15 protein-coding genes and 1 pseudogene are annotated in these 18,692 nt (G+C 73.0%); 12 read left to right on the top strand and 4 right to left on the bottom strand.

Translation table 11 applies throughout. From position 1 onward, the window contains the following. Positions 1 to 103 precede the first annotated feature (103 nt). Positions 104 to 664, bottom strand: a complete 561-nt coding sequence (locus FRAAL_RS34965; RefSeq protein ID WP_011604552.1) for a VOC family protein — start codon at positions 662 to 664, stop codon at positions 104 to 106. Between the two features lie 246 nt (positions 665 to 910). Here FRAAL_RS34965 and FRAAL_RS14865 point away from each other — a divergent pair, with 246 nt between their 5' ends. The 11 genes from FRAAL_RS14865 (at position 911) to FRAAL_RS14815 (ending at position 11,707) form a co-directional block, all read left to right on the top strand. After that, a complete protein-coding gene (locus FRAAL_RS14865) occupies positions 911 to 1,186 on the top strand; it encodes a hypothetical protein (RefSeq protein WP_011604551.1) in 276 nt (91 codons plus the stop codon). Positions 1,187 to 1,254: 68 nt separating this feature from the next. Next, complete coding sequence (locus FRAAL_RS14860; RefSeq protein WP_011604550.1) at positions 1,255 to 2,352, top strand: thiolase family protein; 1,098 nt, start codon at positions 1,255 to 1,257, stop codon at positions 2,350 to 2,352. Continuing rightward, positions 2,349 to 2,960 carry a Zn-ribbon domain-containing OB-fold protein gene (locus tag FRAAL_RS14855; RefSeq protein WP_011604549.1) on the top strand — a complete coding sequence of 204 codons (612 nt, stop codon included), beginning with the start codon at positions 2,349 to 2,351 and terminating at the stop codon, positions 2,958 to 2,960. Before FRAAL_RS14860 ends, FRAAL_RS14855 begins: the two co-directional genes overlap by 4 nt. Then, positions 2,957 to 4,264, top strand: coding sequence for an aromatic ring-hydroxylating oxygenase subunit alpha (locus FRAAL_RS14850; protein ID WP_011604548.1), 1,308 nt, complete (start codon positions 2,957 to 2,959; stop codon positions 4,262 to 4,264). Before FRAAL_RS14855 ends, FRAAL_RS14850 begins: the two co-directional genes overlap by 4 nt. 58 nt (positions 4,265 to 4,322) lie before the next feature. Continuing rightward, positions 4,323 to 4,847 (top strand): aromatic-ring-hydroxylating dioxygenase subunit beta, encoded by a 525-nt coding sequence (locus FRAAL_RS14845; protein ID WP_009738243.1) that lies wholly within the window; start codon positions 4,323 to 4,325, stop codon positions 4,845 to 4,847. Positions 4,848 to 5,035: 188 nt separating this feature from the next. Next, complete coding sequence (locus FRAAL_RS14840) at positions 5,036 to 6,580, top strand: class I adenylate-forming enzyme family protein (RefSeq protein ID WP_041939338.1); 1,545 nt, start codon at positions 5,036 to 5,038, stop codon at positions 6,578 to 6,580. Then, positions 6,577 to 8,136, top strand: a complete 1,560-nt coding sequence (locus tag FRAAL_RS14835; RefSeq protein ID WP_231861657.1) for a class I adenylate-forming enzyme family protein — start codon at positions 6,577 to 6,579, stop codon at positions 8,134 to 8,136. Before FRAAL_RS14840 ends, FRAAL_RS14835 begins: the two co-directional genes overlap by 4 nt. Positions 8,137 to 8,155: 19 nt before the next feature. Beyond that, a complete protein-coding gene (locus tag FRAAL_RS14830) occupies positions 8,156 to 8,785 on the top strand; it encodes a cysteine hydrolase family protein (protein WP_011604545.1) in 630 nt (209 codons plus the stop codon). Between the two features lie 60 nt (positions 8,786 to 8,845). Continuing rightward, positions 8,846 to 9,625, top strand: a complete 780-nt coding sequence (locus FRAAL_RS14825; protein WP_011604544.1) for an enoyl-CoA hydratase/isomerase family protein — start codon at positions 8,846 to 8,848, stop codon at positions 9,623 to 9,625. Between the two features lie 68 nt (positions 9,626 to 9,693). Beyond that, positions 9,694 to 9,891 carry a ferredoxin gene (locus FRAAL_RS14820; protein WP_011604543.1) on the top strand — a complete coding sequence of 66 codons (198 nt, stop codon included), beginning with the start codon at positions 9,694 to 9,696 and terminating at the stop codon, positions 9,889 to 9,891. Positions 9,892 to 9,988: 97 nt separating this feature from the next. Next, entirely contained in the window at positions 9,989 to 11,707 is a 1,719-nt protein-coding gene (locus tag FRAAL_RS14815; protein ID WP_011604542.1) for a bifunctional 3-(3-hydroxy-phenyl)propionate/3-hydroxycinnamic acid hydroxylase, read from the top strand. Between the two features lie 22 nt (positions 11,708 to 11,729). Here FRAAL_RS14815 and FRAAL_RS36270 read toward each other — a convergent pair. Together FRAAL_RS36270 and FRAAL_RS14805 are read right to left on the bottom strand one after the other, a co-directional pair. Then, positions 11,730 to 12,838 (bottom strand): annotated as a pseudogene (locus FRAAL_RS36270) (HNH endonuclease). Between the two features lie 535 nt (positions 12,839 to 13,373). Next, positions 13,374 to 15,026: a class I adenylate-forming enzyme family protein gene (locus FRAAL_RS14805; protein ID WP_011604540.1), complete on the bottom strand. Its 1,653-nt coding sequence runs from the start codon at positions 15,024 to 15,026 to the stop codon at positions 13,374 to 13,376. Between the two features lie 1,028 nt (positions 15,027 to 16,054). Here FRAAL_RS14805 and FRAAL_RS14800 point away from each other — a divergent pair. After that, the gene (locus FRAAL_RS14800) at positions 16,055 to 17,122 is read left to right on the top strand and encodes an ABC transporter substrate-binding protein (protein WP_231861656.1); all 1,068 of its coding nucleotides are present in this window, start codon (positions 16,055 to 16,057) and stop codon (positions 17,120 to 17,122) included. A gap of 74 nt (positions 17,123 to 17,196) precedes the next feature. Here FRAAL_RS14800 and FRAAL_RS14795 read toward each other — a convergent pair whose 3' ends face one another. Continuing rightward, on the bottom strand, positions 17,197 to 18,624 hold the full coding sequence (locus FRAAL_RS14795) for an FAD-dependent oxidoreductase (RefSeq protein ID WP_041939337.1): 1,428 nt from the start codon (positions 18,622 to 18,624) through the stop codon (positions 17,197 to 17,199). Positions 18,625 to 18,692 lie beyond the last annotated feature (68 nt).

Below are 18,692 nucleotides of genomic sequence, written 5' to 3'. Positions count from 1 at the left end.
GTCGGCGGCGGGACGACCCCGCCGCCATGGGCCGGGCCGGTGGCGGGGTCGCGCGCGGCCTCGGCGTGGGCGGCCCTGGTGCGGGCGGCCCTGGTGCGGGCGGTCAGTCGTTCTCGGCGGCGCGCAGACGCTCCGCCACCGACGCGTTCCACGTCTCCACGGGCGACCAGGTCGCCGTCTCCTCGATGAGGGCCTGGGTCTTCTCCCGGATCACCTCGTCGGTGTCGGCCAGGTCCAGCGCCACCCGCCAGGGCTGGCTGACATACCACGGCGTCGGGGTGTAGAGCTCCAACCGGTTCCCTTCCGGGTCCAGGAAGTAGATGCTCCAACTGTTGCCGTGGTTACGACCCTCCATGCCGGTCGCGCCGAGTTCCAGGGCCTTGTCGTGGAACCAGCGCAGCGAAGTGAGGTCGTCGTCGGTGAGGCGGAAGGAGACCTGGCTGAGCAGCGCGATCTCACCCTCGGGGACCTTGCGGCCGGAGACGAGCACGAGCTGGTGGTGCTCGCCGACGCGGCGGCTGAGGAAGGTCAGCCGGCGGCCCAGAAAGTCGCCCTGGTCGATGACGAGCAGGCCGAGCAGCTCCGAGTAGAAGTTGACCATGCGGTCGACGTCGTTGACGTACAGACCGACGTGGGTGAGCTGGGCGGGCGGGGGAGCAGCCATGATCCATCCCTCGGGGTCGACGGGAACGCTTGTCCTCGGCGGGCAGGCAGGGTCCCGCAGCGGGGCCACGACCCGGTCCGGCGGACACCCAGGCCGAGGGCGGCGGGATCGAGCGTGAGTCCAGCACCGTTTCTGACAGTGAGTATACCCTAGGGCCATGAACCGTCCCGCCTCCACCAGATCCCCCGGAGCGCGTCCGTCCGGCGCCGCCGTCACCGGCGGGCGGCCGGCCCGAGAGGGGCACCGGTGAGCCGGCCGCGCCGCGACGGCCTGGAGTCCGCCGAGCTGGCCAACGAGTTCGCCGCCGTGCGGGTTTCGGTGGACCGCCGCGGAAACTCGCCCCGTCTGCTGGTCGAGGACATCGAGACCGGCGAGTCGATCCTGCTGTCCCCGATCGAGCTGGCGAGCCTGTGCCTGGCCGCGCCCGAGGATCGCCTGGACTGGTTGCGGGTCGGCGCCTACCGGGACGAGCGCAACCCCGTGCGGCGCTCCGCGCTCGCGGGCCCGGGAGCCCAGAGCTGATGGCCCCGCCCCTGGAACCCGCGGTTGTCGGCCTCGGTCTGACAGCCATGTCGCTTTCTCCTGGCGGTGTGCCCGTCGATCTCGCCATCGAGGCCGTCGCGGGTGCGCTCGCCGACGCCGGGCTCACCGCCCGTGACGTCGACGGCCTGCTCGTCAACTCCAGCCAGGGGGTCCGCCCCGACCGGCTGGGCGTGGCGCTGGCCCGCCAGGGCGGCCTCGGCGACCTGCGCCTGCTCGAGCACGTGGAGATCAAGGGCGCCACCGCGGTCGCGATGATCCAGCGGGCGGTGCTCGCCATCCGGGCGGGCCTGGCCAGCACCGTGGTCTGCGTCTTCGCCGACGCGCCGCTGCGCGCGGGCGGCACGTCCGGGTCGACCTACGCCCACAGCGGCGGCAGCGACGGGGCGCGCGGGCTGGAGCGGGCCAGCGGCGTGCTCGGCTCGGTTCCCACCTACGCCCTGCTCGCCTCGCGCTACTTCGCGGTGTCCGGCGGCGACCCCGAGGACCTGTGCGCCGTGGCCGTGTCGACCCGTGCGTGGGCGCTGGGCAACCCCGACGCGGTGGTGCGCAAGCCGCTGGACGCCGAGGGCTACTTCGCCAGCCGCATGATCTCCACCCCGTTGCGCGTGCTCGACTGCGCCCGGCCGGTCAACGGCGCGGTCGCCCTCGTCGTCAGCGGCGAGGCCACGCCCGGCCCGGCCCCGCGCATCCACGTGCGCGGGATGGGCCAGGCCCACCCGATGCGCCGGCGGCGCGCCCCGGGCGAGTCCTGGTTCGGCGGCGGTCGGGCCGCCGTCGACGGCGCACTGGCCATGGCCGGGCTCACCCGCGCCGACCTCGACGTCGTCGAGCTCTACGACCCGTTCAGCGTGGTGACCCTGTTGCTGCTGGAGGAGTACGGCCTGGTCGAGCCCGGGCAGGCGGGCAAGGTGGTCCGCTCCGGCGCGACCGCCCCCGGCGGCGACCTGCCGGTCAACACCGGCGGCGGCCAGCTCTCCGGGTTCTACCTGCAGGGGATGACGCCGCTGGCCGAGGCCGTGGTGCAGCTGCGCGGCACCGGCGGGGCACGCCAGGTGCCCGGGGCGAGCACGGCCCTCGTCGGCGGCATCGGCGGCCGGGTCGACCACCACGCCTGCCTGATCCTCGACCTGGAGCCGTCCCGATGAGCCCGAACACCGACGCCGCCATCCCCGCCGCGCTCGCCGCGCCGGATGCGCCGGACGCGCCGGACGCCGAGGACTGGCTGGTCGACGCGGCGCTGGCGCCGCTGGCCGACGGGTCGCTCGCGCCGCTCTACGCCGGCGCCGCCGCGGGCGAACTGACGCTGCCGTTCTGCGCGGACTGCGGGCTGGCCCTCGAGCTGGAGCAGCGGGCCTGCGACGGCTGTGGTGCCACCGACATCCGCTGGCGCCCGGTCGAGCGCGCCGGCACCGTGCATGCGGTGACCCTCGTGCACCGGCGCGAGCCGGGCCTGGTCCGGGTTACCGAGCCCTACCCCGTCGTGGATGTCGAGCTCACCAGCGGGCATCGACTGATCATGACCACGCTCACCGCCACCGGGTCCGCGCCCGCGATCGGCCGGCCCGTCACCGTCGGCTTTCGGGTCGTCGGCGGGGTGGCGGTACCCGCCGCAGCCCTCAGTACCACCGCAGCCCTCAGTACCACCGAACCCTCCGCACCCACCGCACCCACCGACGCCGCCACCCCCGACTCGCCCAGGGCAACCGGCACCGCCCCCGCACCAGTTCCATCAGAGACGGAGGTCTCACAATGACCGAGTTGGACACGTCGGCGCAGGTCGGCAAGGTGGACGTCGCCGCGCTCGTCGAACCTGACCGCGTCCACGGTTCCGTCTACACCTCCCAGGAGGTGTACGACCAGGAGATGGACCGGATCTTCCGCAACGGCTGGGTGTTCGTCGCCCACGACAGCGAGGTCCCCGAGCCCGGCGACTACGTCACCCGCCGCATCGCCGGCGAGCCGTGGATCGTCGTGCGGGGCAAGGACGGCGAGGTCCGGGTCCTGGCCAACCGCTGCACGCACCGCGGTAACCGGCTGTGCAACGCCGACGCCGGCAACAGCTCGTCGTTCCGCTGCCCCTACCACGGCTGGACGTTCAGCAACGACGGCCACCTCACCGGCGTGCCGATGCGCGACGGCTACGGCTCGAGCTTCCACGCGGTGCGCGACGCGATGGGGCTCGCGCCGGCCTCGGCCGTCGACAGCTACGGCGGGTTCGTCTTCGCCTCGCTGAACCCGCCGGCGATCACCCTGCGCGAGCACCTCGGCAACTCCACGGTCGCCCTCGACCGGCTGCTGGCGCTGTCCCCCACCGGCGAGCTGAACCTGCGCGCCGGCTGGATGAAGCACGACATGCGCTGCAACTGGAAGATGGTCATGGAGAACAACGTGGACGGCTACCACGCGCTGTTCACCCACGCCTCCGTGTACGACGCGGTGAAGCCGGCGAAGGTCTCCCACGTCCCGTCCAAGGTCGAGGTGTACGTCCGCGACCTCGGCAACGGCCACTCCGAGATCGACTACGCCAAGGAGTACACCCGCCTCGACGAGGAGTTCATCTGGTTCGGCCGGATCCGCCGCGAGAAGCTGCCGCAGTACGTGGCCGCCATGGAGGAGGCGCGCGGGCCGGCGGACACCCACCGGGCGTTCGTCGTCGGCCCCCCGCACACGCTGATCTTCCCGAACCTGTTCCTCGCCGAGATGAACATCATGACGGTGGAGCCGCTGGGTCCGGGCCGGGCGATCGCCTACACCACGCCCGCCCTCATCCCCGGCGCGGACGAGGTCAACGAGAAGACCCTGCGCCGCAGCGAGGGTGCCATGGGGCCGGCCGGGTTCCTCATCGCCGACGACGGCGAGATCGGCGCCCGCAACCAGCTCGGCCTCGCGGCGGGCTCGCCCGAGTGGGTCGTGCTGCGCCGCGGCGAGGAGTCCGACATCACCGACGAGACCGGCATCGTCAACCACGACAAGTCGGCGGAGACGCCGCAGCGCGGCTGGTGGAAGCACTGGTCGCAGGTGCTCACCGGGACCACCGCCGCCGCCCCCGACGCCTGAGCGGGGCGTCGACCGCCCCAGGCAGCCGTCCGTCATCGCAACAGGGAGCCCGCCCACCATGTCCGACCTCACCAGCATCGGTGCCGCTGCCGCGGCGCCCGCCGGCGCCGTGCCCGCCGCCGGTGTCGACCCCGCTCTGGCCTCCTTCATCTACACCGAGGCCCGCCTCGCCGACGAGGCGCGGTACTCGGAGTGGGAGGCGCTGTGGGACGACGACGCCAAGTACTGGGTGCCGATGCACCCCGACCACGACCCGAAGGTCAACGTCTCCTACATCTACGACAACCGCCGCCGGATCCGCAGCCGGGTCGCGCAGCTCAACTCCGGCAACCGGCACTCGCAGACCCCGCCGTCGGTGCTGCGCCGGCTGATCACGAACCTGGAGGTCGTCGCCCAGGACGCCGACACGACGACCGTGGCCGGCAACTTCGTGATCTACGAGTACCGGTTCGACCTGACCGTCTGGGCCGGCCGCTACGAGTACCGGATCCGGGCGCGGGGCGGGGACCTCAAGCTGGCCGCGAAGACCGTCCACCTGGTCAACGCCGGCGGCCCCGTCTCCACGATGTCCTTCCTGATCTGAGGCGGCCCGCCTTGATCTGGGGCGGCCCGCCTTGATCTGGGGCGGCCCGCCCTGATCTGGGGCGGCCCGCCCTGGTCTGAGGCGGCCCGTTCGATCCCGGGCCGCCCTTCCTGATCCGAATTCCGGCGCCCCCGGCCCGACCTCGCGTCGGCGCCGGTCGGCTCCGCCCGCCCGAGTTGCGAGGAACGATGCTGATCGGCGACATAGCCCGGCGCAATGCCCGCCGCTACCCCGACAAGGCCGCGGTGGTGTACGAGGACGAGGAGCTGTCCTGGCGGTCGCTGGACCAGCGCGCCAACCGCATCGCCACCTACCTGCTCGGGCGGGGGCTGGCCAAGGGCGACCGGGTCGCCGTCTGCGCGCGCAACACCCCGGAGTGGCCGGAGATCACCTACGGGCTCGCCAAGGCGGGCCTGGTGCTCGTGCCGATCAACATCCGGCTCTCCGGGCCGGAGGTCGACTACGTCCTGTCCGACAGCGGGGCCCGGGCGGCCATCGTGCACACCGACCACGTCGACGGGCCGGGGGCGCCGTTGGCCGCCCTCGACACCGTCATCGAGATCGGCGGGGACTCCGTCGGCGTGAACTACGCCAAGGCGCTCGCCGCCGGCCGCGACACCGACCCCACCCCGGCGGACCTCACCGACAGCGACATCCACCTGCTGCTCTACACCAGTGGGACGACCGGTCGTCCCAAGGCCGTGGTGCACGAGCACCGGACCCTGCTCGCCCAGGTGCTCGACACGACGATCTCCACCGAGTCCCGCCACGACGACGTGTTCCTGGCGACCACCCCGTTCTTCACCGCGGGTGGGATGATCCGGACGCTGTCGTGGCTGTACCTGGGCCAGACGATGGTCATCCATCCCCGCTTCGACCCCGTCGCCGTGCTGGAGACGATCGAGCGGTGGAAGGTCACGATGACCACGTTCATCCCCACCATGCTGATCCGCACGCTGCGCGAGCTCGACGCCCGGCCCGGCATCGACGTGTCCAGCCTGCGCCGGATCAGCTACGGCTCGGCGCCCGCCCCGCCCGGCCTCGCCGAGGAGGCCGCCCGCAAGCTCGGCTGCGACCTGCAGCAGCGCTACGGCTCCACCGAGGCCGGCGGGCAGGTCACGATCCTCACCCCCGAGGATCACCGGGCGATCTTCGCCGGGGACGACGCGCTGCGCAGCTCGTGCGGCAGGGAGACCCCGCACGCGGAGATTCGCATCGTCGGCGACGACGGCGCGGAGCTGCCCCGGGGCGAGGTCGGCGAGATCGTCGTCAGGGCCGACTCGGTCGCCCGCGGCTACTGGAACCGGCCCGAGGCCAACGCCGAGACCTTCCGGCCCGACGGACTGTGGACCGGTGACCTGGGCCGCCTCGACGAGCGCGGCTACCTGCACATCGCCGGCCGCAAGACCGACATGATCATCTCCGGTGGGTTCAACGTCTACCCGGCCGAGATCGAGCGGGTGCTCGGCGCGCACCCGAACGTCGACCTGGTGGCCGTCGTCGGCGTCCCGCACCCGGAGTGGGGCGAGACCCCGATCGCGGTCGTGGTGCCCAAGGGCGACATCACCACCGAGAACCTGGAGGAGCAGCTGCGCACGCTGTCCCGCGAGCAGCTCGCCGGCTACAAGCAGCCGCGCGGCTACGCGTTCCGCGCCCAGATGCCCCTCGGTCCGGCCGGCAAGATCCTCAAGCGGGAGCTACGGGCGGAACTCGCCGCGCCCGAATCCCCGTGAGCCCGGCGCCGGGAGTGGCGTCGCTCTGGGAGCTCGCCCGCACGCGGGCGGCGCTGACCCCCGACGCCCCGCTCGCGGTGGACGCGGGCGGGGATCGGGTCACGTTCGCGCAGTTCCGCGACCGGGCCGAGCGGCTCGCCGCGGGGCTCGCGGCGCGCGGCGTCGGCCGCGACGACGTCGTGTCCTGGCAGCTGCCGAACCGGATCTCGACGATGGTCCTCGCCGCGGCGCTCAGCCGGCTGGGCGCGGTCCAGAACCCGCTGGTGACGATGCTGCGCGAGCGCGAGGTCGGGTTCATCACCCGGCAGGCCGGCGCTCGGCTGCTCGTCGTCGCGGCGAGCTTCCGCGGGTTCGACCACCTCGCCATGGCCCGCGCCGTCGCCGCCGAGGTGCCCGGCCTCGACGTGGCCGACGCGGCCGAGCTGGCCGACGCCGACCCCGCCGGCCTCCCCCCTGATTCGCCAGACTCGGCCGACGGGTCCGGGCCGTTGGCGGCGGCGCCGGTGCGCTGGCTGCTCTACACCTCGGGCACCACCTCGGCCCCCAAGGGCGCCCGGCACACCGACCGGGCGCTGCTCGCCGCGTCCACCACGTTCAGCGACGCGCTGGCGGTCTCGGCCGACGACCGGGTCGCGGTGCTGGCGCCGATCGCCCACATCGGCGGGCTTGCCCACCTGCTCACGGCGCTGCGCTGCGGCAGTTCGCTGGTGACCGCCGAGGTGTTCGACCCGGCGAGCACCCCGGACCTGCTCGCCGCCCACGGCGTGACGATCGTCGGGTCCGGGGTGCCGTTCATCCGGGCCTACCTGGCCCGCCAGGCCGCCGCCCCGCATGCGCGGCTGTTCCCGCGGGCGCGGGTGTTCCTCTGCGGCGGCTCCCCGCGTCCGGCGAGCCTGCATGCCGAAGTCCGCGACGCCCTCGGCGGGGTGGGCGTCGTCTCCGGCTACGGGATGACCGAATGCCCGTACGTCTGCTGGGGGCGGGCGGACGACGCCGACGCCGACCACGCGAGCACCGAGGGTCCGCCCGGCGAGGGCGCCGAGGTCGTCGTCGTACGCCCCGACGGATCGCGTGCCGACCCCGGGGAGTCCGGGGAGATCCGGGTCCGCGGCCCGCAGCTCATGCTCGGCTACGTCGACGCCGCCCTCGACGCCGACGCGTTCGACGCCGACGGCTTCTTCCGCACCGGCGACCTCGGTTTCGTCGACGAGCGGTCCTACCTCACCGTCACCGGCCGACTCAAGGAGGTGATCATCCGGAACATGGAGAACATCTCCGCCCGGGAGGTCTCCGAGCCGCTGGCCGCCCACCCCGCAGTCGCCGACGTGGCCGTGCTCGGCGTGCCGGATCCGGTGACGGGCGAACGGGTCTGCGCCGTGGTCGTGCCCGCGGACGCCGCCACGCCGCCGACGCTGTCCCAGCTCTGCGACCACCTGCTCGCCGGCGGCCTGAACAAGCGCAAGCTCCCGGAGCGGCTCGAGATCGTCGAGGCGCTGCCGCGCAACGCGATGGGCAAGGTCGCCCTGCCCGACCTGCGCCGGCGCATCGGCGTCTGACCACCTAAGGACGATCAGCATGCTCATCATCGGCCGGCCGGCGCTGGTCATCAGCGAGTTCCAGCGCGGCATCGTGGATCCGGCGGTGAGCCGGCTGCCCGCGCTCGCCGAGCAGGCCGCGTCGCGGGACGTCGGCGCCCGCATCGGCGTGCTCGCGGAGGCGTTCCGCGCCGCCGGCCTGCCGGTGGTGCACGCCATCATCGAGCACCGGCCCGACCTGGTCGGCCTGCGCGCGAACTCGGCGCTGTCCGCGATGGCCATCAAGCGCCGGACGATGATCGCCGGCAGCGTGGACGTCGAGGTCCCCGAGCCCGCGACCCCGCGCGAGGGCGACCTGGTCAGCAGCCGCGCGACGGGGCTCACCGCCTTCTACGGCACCGACCTCGACGCGATGCTGCGGCTGACCGACACCCGCGTCCTGGTCGTCGCCGGCGTGTCGACGAACGTCGCGATCCCGGGGCTCGCGCTGGAGGCGGTCAACCGCGGCTACCACGTGGTGCTGCCCGAGGACGCCACCGCGGGCGCCTCCGCCGAGACCCACCGGTTCATGCTCGACAACTTCCTGGCCATGGTCACGAGGATCACCACCGTCGACGAGGTCGTGGCCGAGCTGAAGGCGGGCGCCGGCGCCGGGGACGCCGGCCCCTGATCCCTGACCCACTCCCCCACCGTCCAGCCCAGCCGGCTCGCCCACTCCCGAGGATCATTCATGCCGCTCAAGGACCTCACGACCGTCCTGTACGAGGTCGACGACCACGTCGCGACCATCACCCTCAACCGCCCCGAGCGACTCAACTCCTTCACGGAGACGATGACGCTGGAGATGGAGGCGGTCTGGCACGAGGTCCGCGACGACGACGACGTGCGCGTCGCCGTCCTGCGCGCCGCCGGCGAGCGCGCGTTCTGCACGGGGCTGGACATCCAGGAGGGCCCCTGGTGGAACGACCAGAACCAGTGGAACCAGGAGGACCCCGGGGTCCGCCTCGGCCCGCGCAAGCAGTTCGTCTGGAAGCCCGTGATCACCGCGGTGCACGGTATCGCCGCCGGCGGCGCCATGTACTTCCTCAACGAGTCGGACATCATCATCTGCTCCGAGGACGCCACCTTCTTCGACCCGCACGCCAACGGCGGTCTCGTCTCCGCGCTGGAGCCGCTCGGGATGCTCGCCCGCAACATCCCCCTGGGCGACGTGCTGCGCTGGGCGCTGCTGGGCAACGACGAGCGGATCACCGCCGAGACGGCACTGCGACTGGGTATCGTCACCGAGGTGGTATCCCGCGAGCAGCTCTGGCCGCGGGCCGCGGAACTCGCCGCCGAGATCGCCGCGCGCCGCCCGGAGGCCATCCAGGGCACCATCCGCGCCATCTGGGAGTCCCTGGACATGACCCCGTCGCTGGCCCAGCGGGCCGGGCTGTCTTACACCCAGCGCGGCAACCGCGGCGGCAGCCCCGTTCCGCCGAACGTGAAGCGCAAGCCCCGCTTCCGCTGACCGGCTCGACGCCCAGCCGACTCCCACCCCAGCCGACTCCCACCCCAGCCCACGAGGACGACCACCACATGCGTATCCACATGGAGCAGCAGGAGTGCTCCGGGCACGGCCAGTGCTACCTGGTGAACCCGGAGCTCTACCCGCTCGACGACGACGGCTTCACCGCGCTCAACGGCGACGTCGCCGTGCCCGCGGGCGCCGAGGACGACGCCCGCCGCGGCGTCGCCGCCTGCCCCCAGCAGGCCATCTCCGTCCTGGCCGACTAGCACCGTTGCAGTACCAGGGCCACGGCGGGCGGCAGGACAAGCACAGGACACACACCGCAGGACAGCGACCAAGCCGGGCGGGAACGAGGAGACGGTAATGATCAGCGAATCGGCCGATGTGGCGATCGTCGGCGCGGGACCGTGCGGGGTGACGCTCGCCAACCTGCTGGGCACCTACGGGGTCAGCACCGTCGTGCTCGACCGGGAGTCCGGGGTCATCGACTATCCGCGGGCCGTCGCCGTGGACGACGAGTCGTTAAGGACGTTCCAGACCGTCGGCCTGGTCCACGAGGTGCTCGCCGACTGCATCCAGAACGCCCCGATCCGCTACCACAACTCGCAGGGCAAGGTCCTCGCGCACGTGGGGCCGAGCGGGCAGCCGTTCGGCTGGCCGCGGCGCAACCTGTTCTTCCAGCCGCTGATGGAGGCGACGCTGCGCCGCGGGCTCGACCGCTTCCCCGGCGTGCGGCTGTACGCCGACACGGAGGTGACCGGGCTGGAGCGCACCGCCGACGGCGTGGTGCTCACCGGCACGCGTGGCGGTGAGGACGTCACCGTCACCGCCCGCTACCTCGTCGGCGCCGACGGCGGGCGCAGCTTCGTGCGCCGCAGCGTCGGCGTCGAGCTCGTCGGCGAAACGAACCCGTCGAAGTGGCTGGTGGTCGACGTCTCCGACGACCAGCTCGACGCGCCCTACTCGGCGGTGCACTGCGACCCGGTCCGCCCGTCGATGACGATCCCGCTGCCCTACGGGCACCGCCGCTTCGAGTTCAAGCTGCTGCCCGACGAGACCGACGAGCGGATGGTCACCGACGAGGTCGTCATGGGCCTGCTCGCCAAGCACTACCGGGACACGCCGATGCCGCGGATCTCCCGGCGGCGGATCTACTGGCACCACTCCCGCATCGCCACGACCTTCCGGGTCGGCCCCGTGTTCCTCGCCGGCGACGCCGCCCACCTGCAGCCGCCGTTCTTCGGCCAGGGGATGAACTCCGGGATCCGGGACGCGACGAACCTCGGCTGGAAGCTCGCCGCGGTCCTCGCCGGCCGCGCCGACGAACGCCTCCTCGACAGCTACGACGCCGAGCGGCGCGCCCACGCCGAGACCATGGTCTCCTTCGCCACCCGGGTCGGCGCGATGTACGAGCCGCGCAACCGGCTCACCGAGCGGGTCCGCGACGCGTTCTTCGTCGGCGTCCAGCGCATCCCGGGGGCGCGGGACTACATCCTGCAGATGAAGTACAAGCCACTGCCCCGCTACACCGAGGGCGCGGTCCTGGCTCCGGCCGCCCCGGACAAGGGCTCCCCGGTGGGCCGGATGTTCGGCCAGCCGTCGGTGGAGACCGCCGACCGGCTGCGGATGAAGCTCGACGACGTCGTCGGGCCGTCGTTCGCCGTCATCGGCCTCGGGCGCGACCCGGCCGCGGCGCTGTCCGCGGAGGGTCTGGCGTTCTGGCAGGCGCTGGGCGCGCTGACCATCCGGGTCGACCCGGCCCGCACCGCGCGGCGCGGCGCGGCCGCGGAGGACAGCGCCGCCACCGCGACGGCGACCGCCGCCACCGCGAACGCCGAGCCGGCGACCGGATCGCTGCTGGTGCGCGACATCGACGGTGCCTTCCGCGACCTGCGCCTGGGCCGCCCTGCCGACGAGATCATCATCCTGCGCCCAGACCGGTACGTGCTGGCGGTCTGCCCGGCCGCGGAGCTGGAGGCCACGACGCGGCGGCTGCGTTCTCTGCTGGGAGTGCCGCCCGCCGCTGCCCTCGGCGACGCCCCGGGCCCGCTCTCCCCACCCACGGCCAGCCCGCGTTCCTGACCCTGACGCCTTCCGGCCGCGGTCACCTCCCCACGAGGCGACCGCGGCGGAGGCGTCCTCCGTCGCGGGTGTGGATCGCGGTGGGGTCGACGTGGCGGGTCGCGCGGGCGAGGATCCCCGCCGGCTCGGACCCGGGCAGGACCGGTGGTGCTGCGACGAGGACACGGCCGTCGACGGTCCGCGCGGTGACGGTCCCGTCCGCGTCGCGGCCGAGGCTGATGTCGTCGTCGTGCACCGCCCGATGATGGGTCGAACAGAGCAGCAGCAGCCGGTCGATGTCGGTGTCACCCCCGCGGCCCCACCAGGTGAGGTGATGCAGGTGCAACCAGCGGGTGTGACCGCAGCCCGGGTACTGGCAGCGCCCCTGGTCGCGCAGGTAGACCGCGTCACGAAGCCGCTGCCCGGGCTGACGCTGCCGCCGCCCGAGATGCAACGGATTGCCGTCCGGGTCGGTGAGCAACGCCCGGATGCATCGGCGTCCCGCTGCCGATCCCGCGCCGCCACGACCCTCTCCCCATCCGCGGGCACCTCACCCACGTCGCCCCCCGTGCCGCCGTCTGCTGGGGGATGGTCGCCGGGTAGGGCCGTGGTGTCCTCGAGACTGGTCCGGGCGGCGTCCAACGCGGCGATCAACCGGGCGCCCTCGTCCGGGGACAGGACCGCCCGCAGACACAGCATCCCGTCGCCGTCGAACGTCCACGCCACCCGCCGTACGGCCCGCCGAACCTTCGGATCACCGTTGGCCTGCCGGTAGGAACGGACCAGCCGTTCCACCTGACCGGCCGAGCACCGTCGGGCACGGGCCAGCCACAGCTCCTCCGTCGCGGGCTCGGCGACCCGGGTCACCGCCCGCACCTTCGCATACGACACCGTGCCCGCCGCGAACGCCGCCCGCACCATCGGAAGACCCTCCAACGCCCGCGCCGTCGCCACCTGCTCCCGCGCCGTACGCAGGCCGACACCGCACCGCCAGGCCAGCCAGTGCGCACACGAACCCATCCCCATCCCCGACCAGCCACCGCGGCGGTCGAACGCCGCGACCGCCAGCAGCCAGCCACAGCTCGCCGCGGCAATCCGCCCCGCCCACCGGCAGATCACCTCCTCCACCTCCCCCAACGACGCGGCCTCCACATCCACCCCGATCAGCGCGGACGCATCCGACGACGCCGACGAGGCCGAGGGAACAGGCAGAGGAAGAGGAGACGTGGACGCTGCACTCATCAGGATCACCGGGCCAGAGGTGTCATCGATCAACGGACACGACGATCGTCCCACCCACCACCGACAAAAACCCAACCCAAGATCAACCATGGCGGGGTGCGACGCCGGAAGCCCACACCCGGCGGCGCAGCCGAAACCCCAGCCGACCCCGAACCCAGAATATGATCATGGTGTTCCGCGGAACCGCCCGCACCGCCGGACCGCAGGCCGGACCCCGCCGATCATGTCCGGAGCAGAGTCCCGCCCCGGCCCGGCAGCAACACCGGCACGGCACGGGCGTGGAGCCCGCGGCGGGACGGAACCCATCCGGTGCCAGAACCGCGCCCCGCCCTGACCTCGACAGCAGGAAACGATCATGGTGTTCCGCGGAACAGCCACACGCGAGTCCGGGGGCTGACTTGGGCGCGGAATCCGCGGGCGGGACTCAGCTGTCGAGCCGTCGAGGTCAGGCGGTGGCGGTGACGGACTCGCGTAGCTGCTTCTTGAGCGCCTTGCCCATCGCGTTGCGGGGGATGGCGTCGAGCAGCTCCAGCCGTTCGGGCGTCTTGTAGACGGCCAGGCCCTTCTCGCGGCAGAAGGCGGCCAGGTCGGGCAGGGTGAGCGGGCCCGCGCCCTCGGCCTGCACCACGAACGCGGCGCACCGCTCGCCGGTGCGCAGATCGGGCAGCCCGACGACGGCGACCTCGGCGATGCCGGGATGGGTCAGCAGGACGTTCTCCACCTCCAGCGCGGAGATGTTCTCGGCGTTGCGGACGATGACGTCCTTGAGCCGCCCGGTGATGTACAGCCAGCCCTCGGGGTGGTGGATGCCCAGGTCACCGGTGTGGAAGTAGCCGTCGGGGGTGAAGGCCTCGGCGTCGAGGGAGGCGTCGACGTAGCCGGCGAACAGCTGCGGGCCGGCGATGCACAGCTCGCCCTCCTCGCCCCGCGGGACCTCCGTGCCGTCGGGGTCGCGGACGCTGATGCGCACACCGGGGCCCGGGCGGCCCGCGGCGGTGCGCAGCCGCTCGGGCGGATCGCCGGGCGACGGGTAGCCGGCCATCGGGAACTCGGTCAGGCCCCAGCCGTTCATCAGGCCGTCGCCGCCGAGTTCCGCGATGGCGCGGTCGTGCATTCCGGGCTCGCTCGGCGCCCCGCCGGCCATGAAGAACCGCAGCCGGGCGAACAGCGGCTCCGGGCCGTCGCCGTCGGCGCGCTGGGCGTTGTAGGCGGCCTGGGCGTTGAAGTAGGCGTGGAAGTGCGGCGCGGCGCTGCCGAGCATCGTCGAGCCGTGCCGCGCCAGGGCCAGCGGGGCCGTGCGGGGGTCGAAGATGTCGACGAGCACGACCTTGCAGGCCGTCCGCAGGCCCAGCGACAGCACGCTCGACCCGCCGATGTGGGCGATCGGGAAGGCGATCGAGGCGACGTCGGTCTCGTCGAACCCGAGCTGGGACACCATCGAGTTCGACCCCGCGATGACGGAGGCGTCGGTGTGGCGCGCTCCCTTGGGGAAGCCCGTGGTACCCGAGGAGTAGAACACCCAACGCACGTCGGCGTCGGCGTCGCCGGTGGGCGGCGGGGGCGGCGGGGGCAGGGTGGCGGGGTCCCCGAGCGGCAGCGGGAAGTCGCCGAACCAGTCCGTGTCGACCGGCGGGCCGGTCAGCCGCGCCGTCGCCGGGTCTGGCGGCAGCCAGGGATCGCAGACCATCGTGCGCAGGCCGCGCCGGGCCGCGATGGTCTCGGCCATCGGCCGGTAGTCGTAGCCACGGAACACCGCCGGGACGATCAGCAGGGTCGTGCCGAGCTGCTCGACGATGAAGTCGACCTCGGCCTCGCGCAGCAGGGGGATGATCGGGTTCTGCACCGCGCCCAGGCGGGACAGCGCGCTCATCAGCACCGCGCTTTCGATGGTGGTCGGCAGCTGCCAGCTCACCTGGGTGCCGGCGCCGACCCCCGTCGCGGCCAGGCCGGCGGCGACCCGCAGGGCCAGCTCGCGGAACTCGCCGAAGCTGATCCGGCGGTCGTGGTTGTCCACCAGCATCGGCAGGTCCGGCGTTGCCGCGGCCCGCGCTTCCACCAGCTCCCACCACTGCCGCAGCGACGCGTCAGCAGAGCTCATCGACCTGGCCTCCCAACCGTCCGGACCTCTCACGGCACAGCCCGCGCGACGCCGCACCACCGCAGCATCTGACTCTGCAGCGTCTGACACCGCTGCGTCTGACTCTGCAGCGTCTGACACTGTGTCTACAGCAATCAGAAGGATCGGGAAAGGTGCGGCGCCGGCCTGCCCGCGCCGCCCGCGCCGCCACCCCGAAAACTACTCTCAGTAATTACAAGATGGCGGTAGCCGGGAGCACGCGGGGCCGAAAACGGGCATATCCCCGAACCCGCGCCGCATTCCGTTCCGTGACGTCGATTCACCACCGTCTTCGCGCCGAGGCCACCCCAGACCGAGCCGCGCCGAGCCGCGACACCAGGTCCGGGAAGCGGCCCACGATACCCGCCAGCGCGAATAGCGCGCCGCGAAATACGAAACTCCGCCGCCAGAACGGCGAGATTATACGCAGTCATTCCCGGCCCCGGGCCGCCTTTTCGACGTCGCCGCACGGCCGAGCGGCCCCACCCGCCGCCTGGTCGGGTCCGGACTGCACGCCGATGCCGGCCGGGTGGTCGATCTGCCAGGTGACGGCACCTGTCCCTCTGGTTAGCCGGGCCCTCGCGTCCCGCCGGAGGCCGCCCGGCGGGCCCCGTCCGGCCGGCGGCGCCCCCGGCGGTAGCGTGCCCACAACCCCACCCGGGTGTGACATTGACGTCAGAACGCCCAGGCGGGAAGATGCGGCTCCCGCGGGCGGATCGGCGGGGATTCAGGGTCTCCACGCGAGCTGGCAACCGCCATCCCGCCCGCATTGACAATTCATCACGGCGATCGACCGGTCGCACTCCGACCGCGCGTCGGCGCCGCCGGTCGAGCACACCTGACAAGGGGATACACCGATGGCACCGAGGCGACGACGGACCCTGTCCGGCTGTATCGCAGCCTTCGCCGCTTTATTACTCACCGTGTCGGCCTGTGGGGGCAGCAGCGATGGTGGGGCGAAAGCCGACGCCCCGCCCGCCAACGCCACGGCGGCACCCACCGGAACACCGTTGAAGATCGGTAACGTCGGCCTGTACAGCGGCGCCTTCGGCCCGCAGAACCAGCGCGGGCTCGACGCCCTCGTCGCCTGGTCGAAGTGGGTGAACGCGCACGGCGGCATCGCCGGCCACCCGGTCGAGGTGATCAGCCGGGACGACCAGGGCGACCCGACCAAGTCGATCGCCGCCGTCCACCAGCTCGTCGAGCAGGACAAGGTCCTCGCCCTCGTCGGCAACTTCGCCGGCGCCACCGACGGCTCCTGGCGCAGCTACGTCGAGCAGCACAACATCCCCGTCATCGGCGGGATCACCACGACGGCCCAGTACGGCAAGTCGCCGATGTTCTTCGCCGCGACCTCCAACTCGGTCGAGTACCTCACCGGCGAGGTGTACAGCGTGAAGCTCGCCGGCTCGCCGAAGTTCGGCACCGTCGTCTGCGCCGAGCAGGCCGCGTGCGCGGAGGCCAACGGCCTGATCTCCGGCATCTCCGCCCGCCTCGGGATCGCCTCGGCGGGTGTGCAGACCGCCTCGGCCTCGGCGCCGAACTACACCTCGCAGTGCCTGTCGCTGCGCAGCGCGGGCGTGAAGGCCGTCATCACGAACGTGCCCGCCCAGGTCACCGAGCGGCTCATCAAGGACTGCTCGACGCAGCGCTACCAGCCGACCTACGTGTTCTCCGGCGGCGTGTTCCAGCCCAACCTCATCCAGCCGGCCAGCGAGGGCGCATGGCTGACCTCCGGGGCCCCGCTGTGGTTCGGCGACAAGCCCTACCTGGCCGATTTCAAGGCCGCCCTGAAGCAGTACACGAAGAACGACCCGGACGGCTTCGCCAGCCGCGGCTGGCAGGCGGGGCTGTTCTTCGCCGCCGCGGCGAAGAACGTCTCCGCGACGCCGACCAGCGCCGAGATCCTCGACGGCCTGTACGCGCTGAACGGCCAGTCCCTCGGCGAGTGGTCGCCGCCGCTGACGTTCGCGAAGGGCCAGCCCAGCAAGGTCGGCGCCTGCAACTGGTACGCCAAGGTCGTGGGCGGCAAGCTGACGACCCCCAAGGGGGACAAGCCCGTCTGCGTGGAGAACTGATCCCGGGCGCGATCCGCCGCTGATCGCCCCCGCTCCACCCCACCCCGCTCCGCTGCCGGTCCGCCGTCAGCCGGTCAGCCGGTCAGGGTGCGGGTGCGGCTGAGTGCGGTGTCGACGAGCGCGTCGAGCGTGGTCAGCTTCACCCGCGGGCGGCCCGCCGGCTCGCCGGACGCCCGCTCCGCCGCGTCGATGAGCCGCCAGCCGGCCTCCGTCACCAGGTCGGGCTGGTGCTCGCGCAGCCAGGACGCGTCCTCGCCGACCGGATCGACGCCGCCGGCCCGCGGGCGGCGGGCCAGCCGGCCGTCGGCGACGTCGGCCAGCAGCGTGGCGACCGTCTCCACGGCGCACTTGCGGTTCGTCCCGATGATCCCGGTCGGGCCGCGCTTGATCCAGCCGGCGACGTACTCGCGCTCCGTCCCGGCGACCCGCCCGGCGTCGTTGGGGATGATCCCGCGGCGATCGTCGAACGGCAGGCCCACCAGCGGCAGGCCCTTGTAGCCCACCGCCCGGACCACCAGGTCGGCCGGGAACACCTCCCGCTCGCCGGTGTCGACGGCGCTGACCCAGCCCTCGGCGTCCACCTCCAGCCGGTTGCGGGCGAACACCACCTCGGCGACCCTGCCCTCCCCGCGGATCTCCACCGGGGACCGCAGGAACCGCAGCGCCATCCGCCGGGTCCCCCCGGCCGGCTGGGACGCCTGCGACACCTCGGACGCCTGCGACGGCAGGGCTGCGGCGTAGTCGCGCAGTACGGCCAGGTTGCGTCGGATCAGCCGCGACAGTTTCTCCTCGCCGGGCTGCTCGGCGACCTCCGCCGGGTCGACGTCCACCGCCGCCCCGGTGAACTCCGGCAGCTCGCGCAGCTCGGCGGTGGTGAACGCCGCCTGTGCCGGCCCGCGACGGCCCACCACCACGACCTGCTCGATGGCGCTGGCGCGCAGGGCGTCGAGGGCGTGGTCGGCGATGTCGGTCGCGGCCAGCCGCTCGACCGGGGAGCACAGGATCCGCGCCACGTCGAGCGCGACGTTGCCCGCACCGATCACCACCGCGCGCCGGCCGGACAGGTCGGGCGCCCGGTCGGCGAAGTCGGGATGGCCGTTGTACCAGCCGACGACGTCCACCGCGGGCACGCTGCCCGGCAGGTCCTCGCCGGGGATGCCCAGGCGCCGCTCGCCCTGCGCGCCCACCGTGTACACCACCGCGTCGTAGCGCTCGACCAGCTCCTCGCGGGAGACGTGCCGGCCCACCTCGACGTTGCCGAAGAAGCGGAAGCGCTCGTCGGCCGCGGTCGCCGCGTACACCGACGACACCGCCTTGATCTTCGGATGGTCCGGCGCCACCCCGGCCCGCACCAGGCCCCACGGCGTGGCCAGCCGCTCGTAGAGGTCCACCCGGACCGGGACGCCGGACTGCTCCAGCAACGCTCCCGCGGTGTAGAAGCCCGCCGGACCGGAACCGATCACGGCAACGGTCAGGGGGGCGTTCACGGCATCATCGGCCATACGGCGACTCCTTCTGACGGACGGCGGCCACCCGGCCAGATCCCCACCGGGCGACCGCACGGACACGC

Origin of the sequence: Frankia alni ACN14a, from assembly GCF_000058485.1 — a bacterium.
In the GTDB taxonomy this organism is placed as follows: Bacteria; Actinomycetota; Actinomycetes; order Frankiales; family Frankiaceae; genus Frankia; species Frankia alni.
The sequence above is the reverse complement of the archived record's forward strand: the minus strand, read 5'-3'. Positions and strand labels throughout refer to the sequence as shown.